At 29.1% G+C, this 17,396-nt stretch carries 14 protein-coding genes; 4 read left to right on the forward strand and 10 right to left on the reverse strand.

The window, feature by feature from the left end; genetic code table 11:
* Positions 1-269 precede the first annotated feature (269 nt).
* On the reverse strand, positions 270-1,232 hold the full coding sequence (gene glpX, locus ASHG_RS06250) for a class II fructose-bisphosphatase (protein ID WP_040398252.1): 963 nt from the start codon (positions 1,230-1,232) through the stop codon (positions 270-272).
* 187 nt (positions 1,233-1,419) lie between these two features.
* Here glpX and ASHG_RS06255 point away from each other — a divergent pair, with 187 nt between their 5' ends.
* The 4 genes from ASHG_RS06255 to ASHG_RS06270 all read left to right on the forward strand — a co-directional run bounded on the left by ASHG_RS06255 (position 1,420) and on the right by ASHG_RS06270 (position 5,783).
* Entirely contained in the window at positions 1,420-2,646 is a 1,227-nt protein-coding gene (locus tag ASHG_RS06255) for a hypothetical protein (protein WP_040398254.1), read from the forward strand.
* A 708-nt stretch (positions 2,647-3,354) separates the two neighbouring features.
* Positions 3,355-4,140: an ABC transporter permease gene (locus ASHG_RS06260; RefSeq protein WP_040398257.1), complete on the forward strand. Its 786-nt coding sequence runs from the start codon at positions 3,355-3,357 to the stop codon at positions 4,138-4,140.
* Positions 4,118-4,804, forward strand: coding sequence for an ABC transporter ATP-binding protein (locus tag ASHG_RS06265; RefSeq protein ID WP_040398259.1), 687 nt, complete (start codon positions 4,118-4,120; stop codon positions 4,802-4,804). The genes ASHG_RS06260 and ASHG_RS06265 overlap by 23 nt, the downstream gene beginning before the upstream one ends.
* Entirely contained in the window at positions 4,794-5,783 is a 990-nt protein-coding gene (locus ASHG_RS06270; RefSeq protein ID WP_040398260.1) for an ABC transporter substrate-binding protein, read from the forward strand. Before ASHG_RS06265 ends, ASHG_RS06270 begins: the two co-directional genes overlap by 11 nt.
* A gap of 937 nt (positions 5,784-6,720) precedes the next feature.
* Here the strand turns inward: ASHG_RS06270 and ASHG_RS06275 are convergent.
* The 9 genes from ASHG_RS06275 to ASHG_RS06315 all read right to left on the reverse strand — a co-directional run bounded on the left by ASHG_RS06275 (position 6,721) and on the right by ASHG_RS06315 (position 17,385).
* Positions 6,721-7,779, reverse strand: coding sequence for a ribonucleotide-diphosphate reductase subunit beta (locus ASHG_RS06275; RefSeq protein WP_040398261.1), 1,059 nt, complete (start codon positions 7,777-7,779; stop codon positions 6,721-6,723).
* Between the two features lie 417 nt (positions 7,780-8,196).
* Positions 8,197-10,725 (reverse strand): ribonucleoside-diphosphate reductase subunit alpha, encoded by a 2,529-nt coding sequence (locus tag ASHG_RS06280; protein ID WP_040398262.1) that lies wholly within the window; start codon positions 10,723-10,725, stop codon positions 8,197-8,199.
* Between the two features lie 554 nt (positions 10,726-11,279).
* Positions 11,280-11,774: an RDD family protein gene (locus tag ASHG_RS06285; RefSeq protein ID WP_040398263.1), complete on the reverse strand. Its 495-nt coding sequence runs from the start codon at positions 11,772-11,774 to the stop codon at positions 11,280-11,282.
* Between the two features lie 8 nt (positions 11,775-11,782).
* Complete coding sequence (sppA, locus tag ASHG_RS06290; RefSeq protein WP_040398265.1) at positions 11,783-12,784, reverse strand: signal peptide peptidase SppA; 1,002 nt, start codon at positions 12,782-12,784, stop codon at positions 11,783-11,785.
* A gap of 337 nt (positions 12,785-13,121) precedes the next feature.
* Complete coding sequence (locus ASHG_RS06295) at positions 13,122-13,430, reverse strand: hypothetical protein (protein ID WP_040398266.1); 309 nt, start codon at positions 13,428-13,430, stop codon at positions 13,122-13,124.
* 43 nt (positions 13,431-13,473) lie between these two features.
* Complete coding sequence (gene ftsH, locus ASHG_RS06300; RefSeq protein ID WP_040398268.1) at positions 13,474-15,534, reverse strand: ATP-dependent zinc metalloprotease FtsH; 2,061 nt, start codon at positions 15,532-15,534, stop codon at positions 13,474-13,476.
* A complete protein-coding gene (locus ASHG_RS06305) occupies positions 15,535-16,002 on the reverse strand; it encodes a MarR family winged helix-turn-helix transcriptional regulator (RefSeq protein WP_040398269.1) in 468 nt (155 codons plus the stop codon).
* Positions 16,003-16,231: 229 nt separating this feature from the next.
* Complete coding sequence (locus tag ASHG_RS06310) at positions 16,232-17,083, reverse strand: NAD(P)/FAD-dependent oxidoreductase (RefSeq protein ID WP_040398270.1); 852 nt, start codon at positions 17,081-17,083, stop codon at positions 16,232-16,234.
* On the reverse strand, positions 17,083-17,385 hold the full coding sequence (locus tag ASHG_RS06315) for a thioredoxin family protein (RefSeq protein ID WP_040398271.1): 303 nt from the start codon (positions 17,383-17,385) through the stop codon (positions 17,083-17,085). The genes ASHG_RS06310 and ASHG_RS06315 overlap by 1 nt, the downstream gene beginning before the upstream one ends.
* Positions 17,386-17,396: the final 11 nt, after the last annotated feature.

The following is a 17,396-nucleotide window of genomic DNA, read 5'->3' on the forward strand; positions in this document are numbered from 1 at the left end:
TGTATACAGTTTATTATAACATATTGACCGTATAATTATATTTTACCCAATTTGATCAATATTTATAGAGATTTTGAAAAGATAATTATTTTTATTAAAAAGATTTTAATTAAAAATATTTAAACTTTCATTTTTTTATTTTATTTTAAAATTTTATTATTTTTATGTAATACTTAATAAACTTTGTTTATTTTTTTGGGGATTATAAGTTTATATTTTTATAAACTTTAATAATCCCCGAAATTTATTTTAAAATTTTATATTAATTTTTATTTTTGATCTAATTTTTGATCAAGTTTGTGAACTGAGTCAATGTATCTGATTGTTCCTGATGGTAGCCTTAATAAAAGGGATTGTGTTTTTGCCATATTATTTTTGGTATAGGATACTCCTTTTAGAAATGTTCCGTCAGTTATTCCTGTTGCTGCAAATATAACATCTTCACCTTTTACCAAATCATCTATTGTATAAACTTTATCAAAATCTACTCCCATTTTTAGGCATCTTTTTACTTGTTTTGAATCTGATGGGGCAAATACTCCTTGGAAATCTCCACCCAAACATTTTAAAGCTGCGGCTGCTATTACACCTTCTGGAGCTCCACCTATTCCCATTATAAGATCAATTTTTCCATCGGATAATTCTGTTGCTATGGCTGTTAGGACATCTCCATCTTCTACCATAGAAATTCTTGCTCCAGCATCCCTTATTTCTTCAACTAATTTTTCGTGTCTTGGTCTGTGCAAAACAGAAACTGTTATGTCTGAAACTTTTTTGTTTAAAGCCTTTGCAACATTTTCAATATTTTCTTTAGCAGATTTTTTTATATCTATTACTCCTTTTGCCTTGCTACCTGTGGCAATTTTATTCATATAAACATCTGGAGCATTTAACAAACAACCTTCAGGTGCAACAGCAATTACTGAAATTGAATTACTTGTTCCATTTGCAAGTGATGCTGTTCCGTCTATTGGGTCAACTGCAATATCTACTACATCATCTTGGTTCATATCTCCAATTTCTTCACCAATGTATAACATAGGTGCTTCATCAATTTCACCTTCTCCAATAACAACTCTTCCGTTTATTCCCAAATAATTAAACATTGCTCTCATTTGATCTACAGCGATATTATCAGAATCGTTTTTCTTTCCTTTTCCTAAATATTTTCCACTAGCAAGTGCTGCTGCTTCAGTAACTCTACATAAGTTAATACCTAAATCTCTATTCATTTTTTCTCCTTTAAATAAATTCATTTAAAACGAAATGATAAAACCATTTCCTACATTTTTATAATACCAAGAAGTGAGCAATTTTTAAAGACTTTTTTATAGTTTCATAAGTTACTTTATATATGCATTTAAATTTTAATGATTTATGATATAATCAATAGGTAAAATAATTATTTTGGAGATTTTTATGAAAAAGTTTTTGATTTTTTTGTTTATTTTAATTTTTTCATCATGCAATAATAATGAAGATAGTAAAATAAATAGCGAAAATTTAAGTATAAAAGAAAATAAAATATCAAGTGAAAGTATTTCTAATGAAAATGAAAAGAAAAAAAGATTAGAATACAAACATGATAATATGGAAGGTTTTATTAGGGATGATTCCTTGCTTGTAGATAGAATGCTTGGAGATTATCCAGCAAATATTTCTAGTGATTCAAACGACCCTTACAAGAAAAACGAGTTGAAAAATCTTGACTATGATAAAAATCTTTCTATTTCAGCATTTAATATTAGGATTCCTAATAGATGTATGGTTTATAAAAAAGATGATAATTATCTTATAGATTTTCCAAAAAATGACCAATATGATCTTGAAATTAATATAAAAAAATTATTCAAAGATGGCGAAAAATCTGAAGGTGAAATTAAGGATGAACTTTATAATATAGCCGATAAAGAAACTTATAATTCTTCAATTAAAAATGCAAATGTTATTCAAAAACCTGTAATTATCGATAGCGATTATAAAAAGTCAGCATACTCAATAATTGAAGATAATAAATTTTCCTACACAAATATATTTATGGCTACCCCTAGCAATGTACTTTCTTTTCAAATTGTTGAAAATAAAGAAAAATCATCTGCATCTGAGTATATAATGGCAGATTTACTATCAACAACTTATCCAGAAAGTGAAGATTTTGATATGGTAGCAAAATCATTTAAATCTTTTAACAAAAATATGGATCTTTACGCTACAGAAAAAGTTGATATGGGAGATTTTTCTTTTAATATTCCAAAAAACATGAAAAAAACTCAAGATGGTGAAGCACTCACTGTTTATGAGAGTCAAATTTCAGGAAAAACTATAAACCAAGTTTTAATTTCAAAAACCAAAAAAGACAAAGACCTAGATTTAAACAAAGCTTTCACTCAAAGCCAAGGCACAAAAATTCCACCAGCATTTATAAGCCCAATGGGAGAAATTAGAGAAGAAATGGTTCACGATAAATTATTTATGAAATCAAAAGTAAGAATTTACACAGAACAATTTACAAATGAAGGTGAGAAAATAGCTTTTGAAACTAAAGATTATTATGTAAATATGATTCTTACAGGGCCTTTAAAAAACACAAATAAAACTGAGCTTTTAAATGAAAATATTATAAATTCCTTGAAATTTAACCAATAAAATCTATAGCAAAAGGCAGGTATAATTCCTGTCTTTTTTAATTGTAGAAATTGAAAGATCTAAGAAAATAGACTAATTGAAAAATCTAGAAATAACTTTAATTCTATATAAATTTAATAAAAGAGATCTCTCCATGCACTCACCTCGTTCACTAAAACACGTTTCTTAGCAAACTTTTTCGTGCTTATGAAAACTCATTTACTAGGTAAATTCTTCTGTGCTCTCGCACTAGTTTTCATGATTTATAACCGAAATCAACGGTTATAAATCTGCACTCAGTTTTAGGGATGATTGTGCCAAATCAAGGCACAATCATCTAGTCGAGATTGGTAGAAGACTTATTTATTTAATAGCAAAAGTTATATAATTTTTATATTTTAAGAAACTAAGTTTTCCATTAGCCATTGGAAAAATATAAATTTAATCTATCTCGAGTTTGCCGATAGACCTCTTGAATTTATTTTAAACTTATATTTTTAACAAATGAGCATTCTTCACACATTACACTTTCTTTTCCTTTAGTTATCAGAAAAATATATACTTACCCCATCTCGAGCTAAGTCGAGAGATCTCTTCATTTACTTTGCTTTTATAGCTAGTTCCTTCCTTGATATAAAAACTAGCTTAAATTTATTTAGAAATTGTAATTTTATTTTACAAATAATTGATAAACCTTCTCATTTTCTGATAGAATGTTAGGGGGTTTTTATGAAAAAATTTAGCTTTACTTACAAATTGTGGAAAAATTTTCTAGTTTTTTTCGCAATTCTTATTATTTGGCAAATCATTTATAAAATGGGGATTTTTTCGCCAATTTACCTACCTGGACCCTACAAGGTTTTACAAACTTTCCTTGCTATGGTTTATGATGGGTCGATTTTTGAAAATATTTTCGCTTCCCTTTATAGGGTTTTAGTGGGATATTTTTTGGCTTTTGCCCTTTCCTTTCTTTTGGCTTTGATTTTTTATTTAAAAGCTGATATTTTCCCATATTTTTCAAATATTTTAGATTTTTTAAAAAATATTCCTCCCCTAGGTCTAGTTCCACTTTTGATTTTATGGGTTGGGATTGGTGAATTTAGCAAAATCTCCATAGTTTTTATGGCTTCTTTTTTCCCGATTTTTTTGAATATTCAAAAAGGTTTTATGGAGGCTGATAAGGATATGGTAGAAATGGGCAGGGCCTTTTCTTATAATGATAAGGAAATTTTTACAAAAATCGTACTTCCTTCAAGCTTAAAGGATATTTTTGTGGGAGCAAGGATTGGTCTTGGTTATGCCTATAGATCAATTATTGCCGCAGAAATGCTTGCTGCATCCAAGGGATTAGGATATTTGATTAATTTTTCAAGGCTTATGTCAAGAACCGACAAGGTCATTGTTGGAATTTTAATAATTGGATTTATAGGTATGATTTCTGATAAAATTTTTGTAAAAATTGCAAGCTTATTTTTGAAAGGAGATTTGAAAAATGACTGGTATAAATCTATCTAATCTTTCAAAAATCTATGAAATCAACGGCAAAAAAATCAAAGCCCTGAATAATTTAAGCCTAAATCTTGATATTAAAAAAAGAAATGTCTTGATTGGCCCTTCAGGCTGTGGAAAATCTACCCTGCTTAGGACAATTGGAGGACTTTTGGAAATTAACCAGGGAGAAATTTTAAAAGATAAGGTTAAAACTTCCTTTGTTTTTCAAAATCCAAGACTTTTAGCCTGGAAAAATGTTGAAGAAAATATAAAATTTTCAAATAATGACCCAAAACTTTGCCAAAAATGGATAAAAATAATGGGCCTTGAAGGATTTGAAAAAGCCTATCCTTCCCAACTATCTGGAGGAATGAAGGCAAGAGTATCCCTTGCCCGCGCCCTAATTTTTCCAAATAATTTTATGCTTTTAGATGAACCTTTTGCCTCTTTGGATGAAATTACAAAGGAAAAATTGGAAGTAGAGTTAATTAATTATATGAAAATCAAAAATTCTGGCTTTTTATTTGTAAGTCATGACCTAGAAGAAGCCCTCAATGTGGGCCAAAGACTTATAATTATGAAAAAAGGAAAAATAGTTTATGATTTTGACCTTGAAGATAAAAAAATCTCCAAGGAAATTTTGAGAAATAAATTTAAAAAAATAATAGGAGAAGAAAATGAAAAATAAATTATTAAAAATTTTATCACTTTTTGCCCTAGTTTTTGCAATTACTGCTTGCTCAAACAAGGATAATAAAGAAAATAATTCAAATGAAAATATTTCAAATCAAACATCACAAAGTAATGAAAAATTATCAATCGACGAATTAAACATAACATACGTAACAGCACCCTTAAATGTTCCATCAATAATTGAAAAAAACAAGGAAATTTTCAAAAAACACCTACCAGGTGTAAAAATCAATTACAAGGAAATAACTAGTGGAGCTGACCAAACTGCTGCTCTTGCAAGTGGGGATGTTGATATTTTATATGCTTTAGGAGGATCTTCTGCAATTCTTGCAAAAGCAAACGGCCAAGACATAAAAGTTTTAAATATGTATTCAAGAGCACCAAAAGCTTTCTCACTTTTTTCTAAAGATGATTCGATAAAAAGTCCTAAAGATTTAAAGGGCAAAAAAATTGGAGGCCCTGCAGGAACAAACCTTCACCAAGAACTTTTAGCATATTTAGATAAAGAAAATTTGACAGAAAAGGATGTAGAATTTTCAAATATGTCAATTCCAGACGCAGCAACTGCCCTTGATTCTGGAAATTTAGATGTAGCTCTTTTGGGAGGCCCTGCTGCTTATAAGGCAAAAGAAGCAGGACTTTATGAAGTTACAAATGGAGAAAATTTGATAGATGCCATAATTTGTGTGGCAAGTTCAGAAAAATATTCCAAAGATCATCCAGACGTAATAAAAGCCCTAAATGATGCCCAAGCTGAAATTTCTAAATTTATGGAAGATGATAAAGACCAAACAAAAGAAATTGTAAAAAAAGAACTAGACCTTGATGATAAGGCCTATGATTATATGTTCCCAATGTATGATTTTTCAACAAAAATCACAGATAAAGACAAAGAAGGATTTGAAAGAACTAAGAAATTTATGTTAGATAACAAAATGATAGAAAAAGATTTTGATATCAATCTTTTATTTTAATAAATTCTAATTTAAAACCAGCTCAATTAAGAGCTGGTTTTTAAATTTGTATAATAATTTTAGATTTAATATTTTTGCTTATTAGTCTTTTCTTAGCATATACTATTCAACGAGATCTCTCCACAAGGTCGAGATGGGTAATTATCTAATTATTTTCATTGCTAAAGTATAGTTTTATTTTCTATATTTTAGAATTCTTTATAATTTTTTAAGTTTTTTCTTTAGTCTTAGAAAAATATATATTTAACAAAATCTCGAGCTTTACGAGAGATCTCGTGAATTAATTTTAACCCTATATAAACTTAGTAAAAGAGATCTCTCCATGCGTTCGTTTCGCCCACACTAAAACACATTTACTTCGTAAACTTCTTGGTGCTTATGAAAACTCATTTACTAGGTAAATTCTTCCGTGCTCTCGCACTAGTTTTCAGGATTTATAACCGAAATCAACGGTTATAAATCTGCACTCAGTTTTAGGGATGATTGTGCCAAATCAAGGCACAATCATCTAGTCGAGATGGGTGATTTTTGAATTGACATTAATTTCTAAAGTTTATGGTGTTTTTATTTTTATGATTTTATAAGATTAAATTTCTTCTTTAGTATTAACAAATTATAGAATTAACCCCATCTCGAGCCTGTCGAGAGATCTCTTAAATTGATTTTGATCATTTATATAATAAATATTTGAGATCTCTCCACGCACTTTACTTTGTTACGTTTGGTCGAGATGGGTGATCTATTTATTTAATAGCTAAAGTTTTATAGTTTTTATATTTTTAAATTTATTTTCTTCTTTAAGTAATAAGAGAAATACAGAATTAACCCATCTCGAGCTTTCCGAGAGATTTCTTTAATTTTCCAAGCTTTATAAAATCTTATCTTTTGTTTTTTTAAATTTACCCACAAAAAAATCAGAGTCTTTAAACTCTGATTTTTATAGGTCATCCTCAATAACTGAAGATTTGGAATAAGCTGAAACTTTTCCTTCAAAGAAGTCTGTTTTTACTTGGTTTGGATCAGAATATTCGCTAACCCATTTCATTGATTGGGGTTCGTCTTCATATCCTTCATAAATTATTCCAAGTCCAAGGCCTTTTGCTCTAAGATTTCCCAGATATTTTATATAATCTTCAATCATTTGTGCATTTAATCCTTGGATTTCATCTCCAATGGCATATTTTCCCCAGGCAATTTCTTGTTCTACTCCTTCTTTTAATAGTGATAAGTAGAATTCTTTTAATTCATCAGTAAATAAGTCTGGTCTTTCTTCTTTTAAATCATTTATCATTGACCTAAATAGCCACAAGTGGGTGTTTTCATCCCTATTAATATATCTAATTTCTTGGACAGTTCCTGGCATTTTTCCGTTTCTTCCAAGATTGTAGAAAAATGAAAATCCTGAATAGAAATAAATTCCTTCAAGTATATAATTTGCAATCAAAACTCTCATCAAATTAAATTCACTATCATCTTTTATAAATTCATTGTATTGGTCGCCGATAAATTTATTCCTTTTTAAAAGATGTTCGTCTTCCTTCCACAAATACAAAATTCTTGTCCTCTCATCAGGAGAGCAGATTGTATCTAGTATGTAGGAATAAGATTGGGAGTGGATTGCCTCTTGGTAGGTTTGGATTGCAAGGCAAAGATTTATTTCATTTGCTGTTATATAGGTTTGAAGATTTGGCAAATTTGCTGTTTGAATTGAATCAAGATAGGTTAGAAATGACAAAATCCTATCATAGGCCTTTTTTTCAGCCTTATTTAAATTTCTATAATCTTTTATATCTTGGTTTAAATTAATTTCTTCAGGAATCCAGAAGTTATTCATAGCTTGACGGTACCAATCATTTGTCCATGTATATTTTACATTGTTAAAATCATTAAGATTTGTTGTATTTCCATTTATTATTCTTCTTTTAGAAAGGTCAATATCCCCATCTTCATTAAAAATTCCTCTTTTAGAAACTTCTTCATTATATTTTTTTTCCATGTATTATTGCCTCCTATCTTATGGGAAATAATTTTTTTAAACTAACATTTTTATTTTTATACCCTATTTTTAATATTGAACTTATTCTTTTACCTTTAGAGAATTAAAATATTTAAATTCATTTTTATTATCTAAATATTTTATCTCAATTAATATAATACTTCGTTAAGTTAGGGCGGAGGAAATGGGGGAGTTTCGAATTCTCCCCCTTTTTCCTCCCCCTAACAACCCCTACTTTTTTACCCCCCTACAAACGACCGCTGCGCGGGCTAAATTTGTAAGAAGCTTCGCTTCTTTCAAATTTTTATAAGGGTGATAAATTATCATGCAAAGAATATGCTACGGAAAAAATTGTTTTAATTTAAAATCTTCCCCCAAATCCGAAGTAATTAATTTTATATTATTTTAAAAATAAATTTATGACGCACATGAATCACAATCTTCTACTTCAAGAGATTTTCCTCTTACATAATATAGGGATTTTACTCCTGCTTCCCATGCTGTTAGGTAAATATTTAAAATTTGTCTCATTGTGTATTCTGTTGTTATATAAACATTTACTGATTGGGCTTGGTCGATGTGTCTTTGCCTTACTCCGCATGCTCTCATTGAAATATTTTGGTCAATATTGTAGGCATTTTCATATAACCAGAAGGTTTTTGTATTGAGTCCTGGGGCAACTCTTGGTACTATTGCTCCTTTTTTTTCTTCTAGGAAATATTTGTTCATTATTGGGTCTACTCCTGCAGATGTTCCTGAAATTATTGAGGTTGATCCTGTTGGAGCAATTGCCAATAAATATCCGTTTCTAAGCCCATTTTTGTGAACTTGGTCTTTTAATTTTTTCCATCTTTCGCTTTCATATCCTCTTTGTGTGAAATAATTACCATTATCCCAATCACTTCCTTCAAAGCAAGAATATGATCCTTTTTCCTTGGCTATCTCATTTGATGCCTTGATGGCAAAATAGTTTATATCTTCATAAACCTTGTCCACAAAATCAAGATGGGCCTCTTCTTCTGACCATTTTATATCATTTTTTACAAGCATATGGTGATAGCCACTTGTTCCAAGGCCGATTGCCCTGTATTTTTTGTTGGTTACTTTTGCATATGGAGTTGGGTAATAATTTAAGTCTATTACATTATCCAAAGCTCTTACTATTGTTGATACAACTTCTTCTAGTTCTTCTTTGTCATTTACATCAATATTTCCAAGAGTTAGGCTTGCTAGATTACATTCTACAAAATCTCCAGGTTTTGTTGTATTTACAATTACAGTTTCTCCATCAATAGTTTTTATCTCTTCGCTAACTGTCTCTGATGGGCCCATATTTTGGGCAATTTCTGTACAAAGATTTGAGGAATATATAATTCCCTTGTGTTTGTTTGGATTTGCCCTGTTTACTGCATCTCTATTAAATACAAAAGGTGTTCCTGTTTCTGTCCATGATTTTATCAATAGTCTAATTAAATCTTTGATTGCAATTACTCTTTTTGAAATTTCTTTGTCATTTACAAGTTTTTGATAAAATTCTTCAAATTCTTTCCCGTAGGTATCTTCGATTGATCTTCCATATTTTACCAAAACTTCATGAGGATCAAACATATACCAATCTCCACCAATATTATCCCTACATTCTTTCCAGAATAAATCTGGCATACAAACTGCTGGGAAAATATCGTGGGCTTTCATCCTGTCATCGCCGTTATTTGTTTTTAAAGATAAAAATTCTGGTATATCCTTGTGCCAAATATCCAAATAGCAAGCCACAGCCCCTTGTCTAACCCCTAATTGGTCAACGGCAACTGCAGTGTCATTTGCAAGTTTTATCCATCTTATAACTCCACCTGCTACGTTTTTTATTCCCCTAATATCAGAACCTTGGGCCCTAACTTTTCCAAAATAAAGTCCCATTCCACCACCGTGTTTTGAAACTTGGGCAAAGTTTGTAATTGAGCGGTAGATTCCTTTTAAAGTATCTGGAACTGTATCTATAAAACATGAAGAAAGTTGATTGAAAGGCTTTCTCGCATTAGTCATGGTTGGAGTTGCCATAGTTGCCTTTAATTGGGATAAGATATCATATAATTTTTTGGCAAAAGATACCTTATCTTTTTCACCAATAGCAAGGTGCATTGAAATTCCCATAAACATTTCTTGGACGCTTTCAATGTATTCACCTTCAAAAGTTTTTATTAAATATCTTTTTGCAACTAAATCAAGACCTGAATAGGTAAATAATTTATTTCTTTCTTCTTTTAAATAAGCTCCCAATTCTTCTAAGTCTTTGTTATTATAATTTTCTAAAATATATTCTCCATAAAGACCAGCTGAAGTTAGATATTGGATTTTTGATCTAAAATCAACAATTTCATATTTTTCTTCGCTAAGGCTAATTTTCAAATTAATCAAATGAATCATAAATCTTGCAGCAATAAATTCCCAATCTGGAGCTTCCTTACTTGTAAGCTCACTTGCAGCCTTGATAAGGGCGTTTAGCAAGGCTTCTTTGGTCATATTTGCCTTTGTAAATGATTCAAACTTTAAATACAAAGACTCGATTGGATATCTTTGATTATCATATTCATCGTTAATATCCCTTATAATAGAAAGGGTGTATTCATCATCAATAAAGGCTTCAAAATCTGTTAAGACTTTCCTATCCATATTGTGTTTTGCCCTATAAAGAATATAAGATTTTACCTCCTTATAGTAATTATTTTCAATTAATTCAAGCTCAACCAAGTCTTGAATTTCCTCAACTGTAACCACATGATCTTTGGGATATCTTTCTCTAATTGTATCTTCTATATTATGGGAAATTTTATCCAAATTTTCTTCACTAATTACAGAATCTACAGACCTAAAAGATTTAAAGATTGCACGATTTATCTTTTCTCTTTCAAAGTCAACAACTTTTCCGTCTCTTTTTTTAACTTCCATGTTCACCCCTAAATATTGTTATTTTTATATCTAATACACAACATATTGTGTTAATCTGAAAAATTCTACCTAACAATCATACCACAAGATAGGTATTTTAAAAAGTATAAAATACTTATAATTTTTGAAAATATAATAATATTTTAAAACAAATATTTTCAAAATTTCCACAAAAAAAGATATATCTTGAAAAATCAAAATATATCTATATATTTCATGCTGTTGATAAAATTTACAAACCTTCATGCTAAGAATATCATACGGAAAAAATTGTATTGATTCCAAATTTAAAAATTCGTGAAAAAATTGCACTCTAAAATTTAAAGCTATGATAATTTATTAAATAAATTAAATTCAATTAGATTTTAATTCTTCGTTTTATTCCGAGGGATAAATATTAAAATCGTGCCGCTGGCACAATTTTAAGCTATTTATCTGTCATCGCGTAAGCGAGTTTACGATTTTAGAATTTTGAGATTTAGAAATCAACAATTTTTGAAGTCCGATATTCGTGACTTTGGATTTGTATAAATATAATATTTCTTAATTATTATTTAATTTTCAAAAAGATAATCTACAACATCATCTTTTATTACTACAGTATCCACAAGCATATCTGCCAAAGATTGTTTGTTTGGGCTAAATCCTACTATTAAATACAAAATTTTTATGAAATTTTGTATATATCTTGCAAAAACTTCTCTTACCAAACAATCAAAAAAACTAAGTTTTTCATCGTTTAAAGAAATGACCCTAATTCCTACAGCCATTTTTCCTAGGGTTTGACCATTATTCAAATATGTTAGGATTAAAAAATATAATAGGCAAATTCCTGTTTCTATCAGTGGATTTAATTCTATACTCATAAAAGTTAAATCTGGACTTATTTGAAAAATTTTCAAAATGATATTTGAAAATGAATAAGCAACTATAGAATCTATAGTAAAGGCTACAAGTCTTAGGAAAAAACCTGCATAGGCAAATTTGGGTATGGATATTGTTTTTTGATTATTTAAAGTATTATTTTCAATTACTTCCATATTTTCCATTTTATCACCTATTTTCCGTAATAATACATTGGTAGTGGGGAATCTTTTTCCATCAATTCTTTCAAAACCCTAAGATCAGACGATGAATTTTTATCTAATAAATTTTCTGCTTTTGAGAAAAATCTTGTAAAATTACTTGATTCATCATCATATTCATAAACTTCAGGATTATCAATTTTGAAATCTTTTTTCATATCTTCTAATGCCAAATCCATGTCACCAATTTTATCTACTAATCCATTGCTTTTGGCTTGAGATCCGTCATAAACTCTACCATCTGCAAGTTTTCTTACCTTATCTTCTTTCATAGATCTTCCTTGAGATACGACTTTTATAAATCTATCAAATGATGAGTTTATAAGATCTTGGAAATATTTTTTTTGTTCATCACTCATATCTTTTCCAATAGATCCTGCATCTTTCATTTTTCCTGTTGTTATATTTTGTTCTTTGATTCCATATTTTTCAAACAAACCTTGGAAAGATTTTGATGACATAATTACACCTATTGAACCAGTTAGGGTTTCATTTGATGCATAAATTCTATCAGTTGGTGCTGAAATATAATATCCCCCACTTGCTGCCATTGTTTTCATAACTGTAAATACTGGGATTTTTTTATCTTTTTGAATTTTTTTGATTTTGTTTGCAATTTGTTCAGAGTTATATACAGCTCCACCAGGAGAATTTACTTGCATAATTACTCCTTTTACTGAATCATCATCATAAACATCATCAAGTCGAGCCATAAAATCATCATAAACTTGTCCGTCTCCGATTGCGCCCTCATAAGATAAAACAGCTATTTTATTTTTGCTATCTCCTTTTTCTAATGTTTTTTTATTTGCAGTTGGTGAAAAAAGATTAAATTGTTCAAAATATTGATTTTTCAATTCTTCACTCTTCTCTTCACTCTTAGTTTCATCCTTATTTGATACAATAGTAGATGCCACAAATAAAAGTAAAGCAATAGCCACAGCTATCCATCTTTTGCTATTGTTCTTTTTCATATTTACTCCTTTAATTTTTATTTTATTAATAATAAATTATCCTAATATTAATACTATATTATTCTAAATTTAAAGATTCAAGGAATTTACAAATTTCTTTTGATTTTTTTTCTCAATTGAGTACAATGTAAAAGCAAGACAATTATCGTTAACACTAGAGAAATTGTTTTTGTATAGTCTCTTTACTGAGACTATTTACATAAAGGATTTTTACCATAAAGCTTAAATGGGCAGGTGAAAATCCATTTTTTGTATAAATTTTTTTTAAAAAAACAAGAAATTTTAAAAATTAATTTTACTTAATTTAAAAAATCTCTTGCTTTAAATTTTTATATTTTTATTTCTTATTTTTAATACCTAGATTTTTTCTCGTTTCATTCAAATTCATAAGTATAAGAGCTATAAATACCCCAAAAAAATTCTTAGAAACTTTTCCAATAATAAAATGATTAATCAAAATTACAAGTAAAATTGGAATAAAAACCCATACTAAATTTGATAAATAAGGATGGTTTTTCTTAAAATTTGTAAATTTTTCAATAATAACAACTTGAAAAACCAAAGTAATCAAAAGCACCACAAAAACTTGCAAAATCAAAAATACCATCCTATAATTTTGGTATAAATTTCTAAAAAATTCAATCATATAAAACTCCCAATAATAAAAAGAGCCAATTAGGCTCTTTTTATTATTTATCTTCTTGATTTGATTTTTCACTTGAGCCTAAGGCTATTGAATCATCTGAATTATCATTAGAAGAATTTTGATCATTTTCTTTTAATGTTTCTTCCAAGTCTTTTTTCAAATCCTCATTTGTATTATCTGAAGAATTATCTTTATTATCATCTGATGATTTTATTTCATCATCAATTGCTTTTTCTTCTACAAGATTTCTTTTATTTTCTACAGGCTTTTTATTTAATATTTCCATAAATTGTTCGCCTGTAATTGTTTCTTCTTTTAAAAGGAAATCAGAAATTTCATGAAGTTTATCAAGATTATCTTTTAAAATTTCTATTGCTCTCATATGAGCTTGAGCTATAATTTTTCCTACCTTTTGGTCAATTTTATCTCCAGTTCCATTTGAAACTATCATTGATCTTTGTCCACCAAGATATTTTCCTTGAATTTGTTCAAGTTGCATGAAATCAAAGTCATCATCCATACCATAAATTGTTACCATATTTCTTGCTATGGCAGTAGCTTTTTCTATATCATTACTTGCTCCAGTAGTTTTTGCATTAAAGATTAATTCTTCTGAACTTCTTCCACCTGCCAAGGTTACTATTTCATCGAACAATTCTTGTTTTGTCATGATGAATTTTTCGTCTTTGTCGACTGTCATAGTATAACCCAAAGCACCACCAGTTCTTGGAACAATTGTGATTTTTGTAACCGGTGTTTTTTGTGTTTGAATTGCTGCAACTAAAGCGTGTCCTACTTCATGATAAGCAATAATTTTCTTTTGATCATCTGAAATAACTGCATTTTTCTTTTGAGCTCCTGCTATAACTGTTTCGATTGATTCTTCAAGATCTATTTGAGTAAGTTTGTTACGTCCTTCTCTTACAGCCCTCAAAGCTCCTTCATTAACAATATTTGCAAGGTCAGCACCAGAAGTTCCTGCAGTTCTTTTTGCTATTTCTTCATAATCAATTTCATCTTCACGTTTAATTTTTTTTGCGTGAACTTTTAATATATCTTCACGACCCTTTAGGTCTGGTAATTCTACTTGAACTCTTCTATCAAAACGTCCTGGTCTTGTTAGAGCTGGGTCTAGAATTTCTGGTCTATTTGTTGCAGATAATAAAACTACTCCTTCAGTAGCATCAAATCCGTCCATTTCGTTTAGCAATTGGTTTAAAGTTTGTTCACGTTCATCATTTCCAGAATATCCAGAAACATCACGTTTTTTACCGATAGCATCTATCTCATCGATAAATACAATACAAGGTGCTTTTTCTTTAGCTTGTTTGAAAAGATCACGAACCTTGCTAGCTCCCATTCCTACAAACATTTCTACAAATTCAGAACCTGAAATTGAGAAAAATGGAACATTGGCTTCCCCTGCAACTGCTTTTGCAAGAAGAGTTTTACCTGTTCCTGGAGGGCCTACAAGTAGTACTCCTTTTGGTAAAACCGCACCGATTTCCTTATATTTTTGAGGTCCATGCAAGAAATCTACAACCTCATTTAAGCTATCTTTTGCTTCTTCTTGACCTGCTACATCAGCAAAAGTTTTTCCAGTTTTGTTTTCCATATAAATTTTGGCATTTGATTTTCCAAAATTCATAAAGTCTCCGCCACCACGGCCTCCCATGGTTTTTGATAGGGACCTATTTGCCATATAAAAAATTAAAAACAAAAATAAAAGTGGAAGTATGCTTGTAATAAAAAGTGTAAGCCATGGGCTCATTTTTGTTTCAACTTCCTTTGTAAAGGTTAAATTTTTGTGTTTTTTACTAGCTTCTAATAATCTTTCAGTAAGATCTGTATCTGGCCACAAACCTGTAATGAAGTTTTGCTTATCTCCATCAACTACTGCTGTAAATGTATAGTTGTAATCGTCTTTTTTAACTTCTCTAACTTGTCCATTATCAATCATTGAAACAAATTGAGAATATGTTATTTCTTTTGGTTTTCCTTCTGCTCTTATTGGTTGCAAAATTTGCTGAATAACCAAAAAGGCAACAATGGCAATTATCCAATAGTAAACTAAAGGTCTTTTACCTTTTTTAAATGATGGCATCTATAAACCACTCCTAACAATATAATCATCTAATAAATTATCTAATGAACTTAATTCGTCTATAATAGTTTTTAAATTAGTGTTGATATTTTTTTCATCAACTTCTGGTTTTATTTTATCGAAATACTTGCTAACTTTATCAGCTGCATCATTTCCTTTTTGAGTTAATTTAACATTAACTACTCTTTCATCTTCATCAGACCTATTTCTATCTACAAAACCTTGTTTTTCTAATTTTTTACAAATATTAGAAATATTTCCACCATTAACGCCAATGGATTTTCCAAGATTTCCAATAGATACTGAATCGTTTGAAGCAGATAAAGTCATAATCATCTTTAATTGAAGAGTTGTAACTCCTAACTCTTGAGCTGTTTCTTGTAAAAGTAAATCTATTTTATGTGATATTTCTCTAATCATTGAAAAAATAGAGTTATTAAATTCAAAAAAATCTATGTGTCTTGTCATATAAACCTCCTTAAAATTTATAGACTTTAGTAATAGATATATAATCTACTTAAATATTATTCTACATATATTATTTCAATTTTCAAGTAAAAAGAAAGAATATTTTTGATAATTAATTTTAATTATGTATTAATTATGTCTTTAATAATTTTTACAAATAATATTGTTAATTTTCAAAAAATAATGTCATACCAGTTGGTATGACATTATGTGTTTCACGTGAAACATTTTAATTATTTTTACTAATATAGCTTGCTGCATTTAAACCTGCAACTTGTCCTTGACCTACTGCCTTATTTATTTGATAAGGTCTCCCAACTATATCTCCACAAGCAAATAAACCTTTCATATTTGTTTTCATATCTAAATCAACTTTAATGTGATTTCCTTCCATCTTTACTGATGGAACTAAACTTTCTGGTTTTGAAGAATTTTTTATAACAAAAAATCCATCTGCCTCAATTTTTTCTCCATCATCTAAAATTAAACATGATGCTTTCATATTTCCAGTAAATTCTTTTGGTTTTTTGTTTATAATTTTAATTTCTTGATCAAGTTTTATATCTTTATTTTTTGGATTTATAAAAATAGTTTCTTTGGCAACTTTATTTATAAAATTTGCTTCTTCTATTGCTTCATCATTTAAACCAATCAAGACAACTTTTTTTCCTTTATATAAGCTTGCATCACAAGTTGCACAATATGAAATTCCTTTGGAAAAAAATTTATCTTCACCTTGGATAGATTTTCCCATATCAATACCTGCGGCTATTACGCAAGCTTTTGATGTGATCATTTCTTCTCCAAGGTCTACTGAAAAATATTCGCCCATGGCATATACCGCCTTTATTTTTCTATCCATTATATCTATAGGATAGTTTTTTATGTGGTCAATAAATTTTTTATATAAATCTTTACCTTCTATATCAGTAAAGCCCAAATAATTTTTTATTGAAGGACTCTTTTCTATAGCTTTTGATTTTTTTCCAATTATTAAAACTTTTTTCTTTCTTATACTTGCATTTAGTCCTGCAGCTATTCCTGCTGGACCAAATCCAACAATTATTAGATCGTAATCCATTATTTAAGCTTTTCTACTTCTTCAAGTATAACTTCTTTTGCTTGGAAACCTACAAGGGTATTTTTTAATACTCCACCTTTAAAAAACATCAATGATGGTACTGCATTTACATTATATCTTCCTGCAAGTTCTGGACTTTCGTCTACATCTACTGAATATATTTCTAATTCATCTTCCAATTCTTCAAGAACTGGTTTTTGCATCTTACATGGTCCACACCAAGTTGCTGAAAAGTCTACTAAAACTATTCCGTCATTTTCTAAAACTTTTGTATCAAATTCAACTGTATTTATTTCTTTCATAATATCCTCCA

The sequence above is a fragment of the Anaerococcus senegalensis JC48 genome (assembly GCF_000321005.1).
Lineage (GTDB): Bacteria > Bacillota > Clostridia > Tissierellales > Peptoniphilaceae > Anaerococcus > Anaerococcus senegalensis.

Bases quoted from the DNA above. Each gene is read 5' to 3' on its own strand.
- sppA (WP_040398265.1), bottom strand. From the start codon at position 12,784: ATGAAAAAGAACAATAGCAAAAGATGGATAGCTGTGGCTATTGCTTTA.
- ASHG_RS06265 (WP_040398259.1), top strand. From the start codon at position 4,118: ATGACTGGTATAAATCTATCTAATCTTTCAAAAATCTATGAAATCAAC.
- ASHG_RS06310 (WP_040398270.1), bottom strand. From the start codon at position 17,083: ATGGATTACGATCTAATAATTGTTGGATTTGGTCCAGCAGGAATAGCT.
- ASHG_RS06295 (WP_040398266.1), bottom strand. From the start codon at position 13,430: ATGATTGAATTTTTTAGAAATTTATACCAAAATTATAGGATGGTATTT.
- ASHG_RS06280 (WP_040398262.1), bottom strand. From the start codon at position 10,725: ATGGAAGTTAAAAAAAGAGACGGAAAAGTTGTTGACTTTGAAAGAGAA.
- glpX (WP_040398252.1), bottom strand. From the start codon at position 1,232: ATGAATAGAGATTTAGGTATTAACTTATGTAGAGTTACTGAAGCAGCA.
- ftsH (WP_040398268.1), bottom strand. From the start codon at position 15,534: ATGCCATCATTTAAAAAAGGTAAAAGACCTTTAGTTTACTATTGGATA.
- ASHG_RS06275 (WP_040398261.1), bottom strand. From the start codon at position 7,779: ATGGAAAAAAAATATAATGAAGAAGTTTCTAAAAGAGGAATTTTTAAT.
- ASHG_RS06260 (WP_040398257.1), top strand. From the start codon at position 3,355: ATGAAAAAATTTAGCTTTACTTACAAATTGTGGAAAAATTTTCTAGTT.
- ASHG_RS06255 (WP_040398254.1), top strand. From the start codon at position 1,420: ATGAAAAAGTTTTTGATTTTTTTGTTTATTTTAATTTTTTCATCATGC.
- ASHG_RS06270 (WP_040398260.1), top strand. From the start codon at position 4,794: ATGAAAAATAAATTATTAAAAATTTTATCACTTTTTGCCCTAGTTTTT.
- ASHG_RS06315 (WP_040398271.1), bottom strand. From the start codon at position 17,385: ATGAAAGAAATAAATACAGTTGAATTTGATACAAAAGTTTTAGAAAAT.
- ASHG_RS06285 (WP_040398263.1), bottom strand. From the start codon at position 11,774: ATGGAAAATATGGAAGTAATTGAAAATAATACTTTAAATAATCAAAAA.
- ASHG_RS06305 (WP_040398269.1), bottom strand. From the start codon at position 16,002: ATGACAAGACACATAGATTTTTTTGAATTTAATAACTCTATTTTTTCA.